Raw genomic sequence first — 4330 nt, 5'->3', positions numbered from 1 at the left:
CTGGAAGTTGCGCTGCCCGGCGAGGAAGCGCTCGATGGGCATGGCGATGAGCGACCCGGCCGGGTGCGTGGTGCCGCCCACCTGCCAGGGCGAGCGCAGGTACACCGCCATCTGGTCGCGCACCAGCGACATGTCGGCGTCCAGCGGCAGGTCCAGCTTCACCAGCCGGTCACCCTGCAGCAGGTGCATGGTGCCCTCGAAGAAGCTGGGGCGGTGCGATACGGCGTACCAGGTGCGGTCGGCCGTGCGGATGGACGCGGCCCACACGCCCATGTCCGTGGACGGCACCTCCATCAGCGTGGCGGCGGACTGCAGCGGCGTGCCGCGGCGCCACAGGCGTACGCTGCGCGGATACCCGGAGGTGGTCATCGTCCCCTCGCCGAAGTCGCGCGCCACGATCAGCGCGTCGGCGCCGCGCCAGGCGATGCTCTGCTTCGCTTCGGGAAGGAAGAATCCGCCCTCCACGAAGCGCTTGGCGTGCGTGTCGAACTCGCGCACCTGCACGGCGTCGGCGCCGCCGCGCGACAGGCGCACCAGGCACAGGCGCTCCTGCGGCTCCAGGCAGCTCGCGCCGGCCCACGACCAGGGCACCGACTCGGCACGGGAAAGCGAGTCCACGTCCAGCACCGTTTCCCACTGCGGCGTGGCGCTCAGGTAGCTGTCCCAGCGCGTGCGGCGCCACACGCCGCGCGGCTTCTCCTGGTCCTGCCAGAAGTTGTAGATCCACTCGCCGCGCACGTCGGGAAAGGCGATGCGCTCGCGCGAGTTCAGGATCTGCAGCGTGCGGTCGTAGATGGGACGGTAGGCGGGGTGCTGCTCCAGCTCGTCGGTCGTGGCGCGGTTGTGGGCCTGCACCCACTCCATCGACCGGGCGCCCTCTACGTCTTCCAGCCACTGGAACGGGTCGTCGGGCTGCTGGGCCCAGAGCGGGGCCGCGGGAAGCAGCAGGCCGAGCACGAGTGCATTGCGCAACTTCATGATGCGATTCTCCGGGGTGACGGTCCCTGTGCCGAATGGGATCGATCGCAATATGAAGCGGGCAGGGCCATGGGTGCCAGTGGCGCCGATCGAGCTGGGCGGTCACCCAGTCAATACGCAATGCGACTTTCGCGCGCCCGGCCGTTATGACGATTACGATCGCACGCTGCTGCGGCTCACGTCGGACCGCAACATCATGTGGGGAGACCGCGGCGAAGCTGTGTTCATGATCCGGCGCCGCGACCTGCTGATGCGGGACTTCTCGGCGGTCATCTTCCACCGGGACTGCACGTAGCCGCCGCACGAACAGGTCAGGGATGGGGATAAACCTGCAGCGTTCCAGCCTCGACCGGTACGGTGCCTGCGGCGGGGCGGTTCTGCTCGCGTGCAAGGGCCAGCAGATCGGCCGTATTCTTCTCGATCATCATCCGGCAGAGGATTCCCTGCGCTTCCAGCCGCAGCTTGAACACTTGCTGCTCTCCGCTGGACCAGCCCACCGCGAATCCGAACAGCCCGCCAACGATGATCCCGAGCAACACGGTTCCTTCCAGCGACTGGCCGACAAATTCCGCGGCGATGTAACCCATCGCGCCGCCGATCGCCCCAACCATGATTGCTGTGCCAATGGCAGTGTTCATCACCAGGTTGTCCGCTTGGGCGTACAGTTCGTCTGCCTGACGCTGAAGAAGGGAGCGGTCGTACTTTGTCATGCTTATGGGAGGAGTTCAGGGGAAACAAAGAGGACGTCAGTGCCTCGGCCGTGGCTCACAGGCACGGCCGTCCTTGTCGCGATCGAATCGGTGAGGGTCCGGGTTGCGCACGTCGTGTCGGACGGTGAATGGCTTCCGCCCGTGGACCTGGGGGCAGTCCAGATCTGGAGGCGGCGGCGCGATGCAGAAATCGGGGTACGACGGGTGGCATCGCTGCTGGGGCGCGCTGGCGGCCAGCAGGGGCACGGCGAGGAGAGCAGTGACTACGTACGCGCGCATTCTGGACCTTCGATGATTGGACTGCAGAGCGCAATCGTGCGGAACGCTCCCTGACCGAATCGGATCGGAACGTTCGGAGCGTGAAAGGCATAAGCGGAGGCTGGAACGATAACGCCGAGTAACTGGCGACACCAGATGTCTGGCGCCCGCGCCATTGGGGACCCTATGCGAAATGCTCAACGGCAGAGCGAGCGATCTACGTACCGCTTGCGTCCGGATGCGCTGAAGGTGTAGCAGCCGCCCCGCGGACCCGTGTGGTACCCACGCGATTCGGCGCTGGAACGGCGGGACGATCCGGCGGTTGCCGAGTACCGCGTCTTTGGCGCCTGGGTTCGCACGAGGTCGCTGGCCCGGTACACGAACCCCGTCTGCCTCCCCGCGTAGTCGAACAGCGGCGCCCAGCCGTTCGCATCCTTGGCCCCAAGCGTAACCCGGTCGCCGCGAGAGAGCGTGCGCACCACGGCGGCGTGCTTGTTCGGCTGCGACCTTACGTTCATCGAGCCGTGGACGTAGAAGTCGTCGCGTGAGCCCGTGTACGCCGCTTCGTCGTCGCTGCCCGAGTACGCCGAGGATGACTGGAGGTACGCGGGCGTTTGGACGGCGTACGGCGTATCGGGTGTGGTGGCGTCGCCGCACATGCCGGCGAGCACCAGCAGGAAGAACCCCGCGACACCGGCTCCCAAGCACCCGCAGCCGCTCGCCTTCCCGTCATCGCCACCACCCGCGAAGGAGTGGCCGCCGCCGCCCAGCCGCCCGCGCGCGCTTACGCCGGTGCCTGGGATTCCCGCGTTAAGGAAGGTGCCGCGCCGGCCGGTGGTGACGTTCATCCCGCGCGGCCCAAACGTGGTACTCAGGCCCGAGCTCGACACGTTGAATCGCACGCCCGGCGCGATCCTGAAGCTCTTTCTGAATCGGAATGCCATAAAATCAACCATTTAAGAGAGAGTGCTCCGACCGTTCGTATCGCGCCCGCCGTCAGCCCATCTCCTCGACGCGGCGGCGGAACGTGGAGAGGAGGTGCCCGTCGATGTCGGCGAGGTTGTCGGTCTCGACGCTGACATTGCCCTCCGCCGCGGGGAACTCGAAGCGGTACGGCTTGGAACCGCGGCCCTCCCAGAAGTTGAAGATCCTCCCCTTCCGCTCCTGCTTGTAGAAGACGCAGTAGACCGTCTTGTAATCCACGCTCAAGACGCTGCCGAGCTTCGCGAACAGCTCTTCATCACCCGCGATCAGGAACGGCAGGCGGGTGCGCACGTACTCCCACACGCGCAGCTCCACCTCCGTGGTCACGACGCCGGTGCCGCTCGTGGCGGCTGGCGCAGGGTCCTGCGATTCCGCCGCCGCGACGGGCGTGGCGACCACGTCCTGCACGCGTACCAGGTCCGTCCGCTCGGCGAAGCCCACGCGCGCGAGAATCTTCCGGTCCAGCAGGGCCTGCGCGGCTTCGCGGACGATGGGTGCGTGCTCCTCCACCATCTTGGTGGTGCGCCGGCCCTCGATGCTGGCCATGTCCAGAAGGGTCCGCACGAAGCGCTCGTCCGGGTCCGACAGGGCGTGGTCGAGCGCGTCCATGTACGCGCCCACGTAGATCTTGCGGCGGGCGTCGGACCCCACGTTGGCGGGGTTGAAGGTGCCCTTCCGCACGCGGAGCAGCGCGTCGAGCTCGGTATCGCTCACCCGCTCTTCCGCCACGTCGGCCAGGTTCAGGATGGCGAACGGCTGGTCGTCCATCATGTTCTCCAGCCCCGTGTCGGTATAGAGCTGGTAGACCAGGCCATCCGTCAGGATCCCGAGCTTCACCGTGGGGACGGCGTTGAAGTAGCCCTTCAGCTCCCCGCGGTTCGCCTCGCTCAACGCGCCGACCTTCTTGCATTCGATGGCGATCACCGGCGTACCGGCCTGGCAGATGGCGTAATCCACCCGGTTCTTGAACTTGTCGGAGAACGACGCGTGCGACTCGGGCACCACCTCGTCGGGGTCCAGCGGGTCGTATCCGAGGAACTGGATGAAGGGCAGGACGAGGTACTGGTTCGTGGCGGCTTCTGTGGCCGCGCGGCCGGATCGTTCGATGGCGATCCTGGCGTGGGCGATCAGCGCGGCGCGAAAATCATCTGACATGCGTTCTGCGGAGGGTTCGGGGATCGCGACACGACGGCAGAGGGCGGCGTGCGTCTCCACCTCTGCATTCGTTGTCGGTCCCGTCGCTCGAAATTCCCCCCGTCGCGGGAATACGGCGAAGCGCCGCCGCCCCCACGAAGGGAGCGGCGGCGCCGTTGCATTCACGCCGGCCGAAGCGAGCGATCCAGCGCTACCGCAGCAGGGGATACGGGTTCTGGGGTACGCCGCCCCAGTACTTCTTGGGA

General features: G+C 66.9%; 4 protein-coding genes and 1 pseudogene. 1 reads left to right on the top strand and 4 read right to left on the bottom strand.

The annotated features are described in order from the left end of the window. Positions 1-978 (bottom strand): annotated as a pseudogene (locus VIB55_RS11305) (S9 family peptidase); the annotation flags it as partial. Between VIB55_RS11305 and VIB55_RS11300 the strand changes: the two are divergent. Continuing rightward, positions 965-1273, top strand: a complete 309-nt coding sequence (locus VIB55_RS11300) for a DUF1963 domain-containing protein (RefSeq protein WP_331876766.1) — start codon at positions 965-967, stop codon at positions 1271-1273. The pseudogene VIB55_RS11305 and the gene VIB55_RS11300 sit on opposite strands and share 14 nt — an antisense overlap. A 16-nt stretch (positions 1274-1289) precedes the next feature. Here VIB55_RS11300 and VIB55_RS11295 read toward each other — a convergent pair whose 3' ends face one another. From VIB55_RS11295 to VIB55_RS11285, 3 genes are all read right to left on the bottom strand, one after another. Further along, the gene (locus VIB55_RS11295) at positions 1290-1688 is read right to left on the bottom strand and encodes a hypothetical protein (protein WP_331876765.1); all 399 of its coding nucleotides are present in this window, start codon (positions 1686-1688) and stop codon (positions 1290-1292) included. A gap of 455 nt (positions 1689-2143) precedes the next feature. After that, a complete protein-coding gene (locus VIB55_RS11290) occupies positions 2144-2890 on the bottom strand; it encodes a DUF4236 domain-containing protein (RefSeq protein ID WP_331876764.1) in 747 nt (248 codons plus the stop codon). A gap of 52 nt (positions 2891-2942) precedes the next feature. After that, complete coding sequence (locus tag VIB55_RS11285) at positions 2943-4085, bottom strand: type I restriction endonuclease (protein WP_331876763.1); 1143 nt, start codon at positions 4083-4085, stop codon at positions 2943-2945. Positions 4086-4330 lie beyond the last annotated feature (245 nt).

Source organism: Longimicrobium sp., assembly GCF_036554565.1.
Taxonomy (GTDB): domain Bacteria; phylum Gemmatimonadota; class Gemmatimonadetes; order Longimicrobiales; family Longimicrobiaceae; genus Longimicrobium.
Note: the sequence above shows the minus strand (reverse complement) of the source record. Positions and strands in the feature narration are given on the sequence as shown.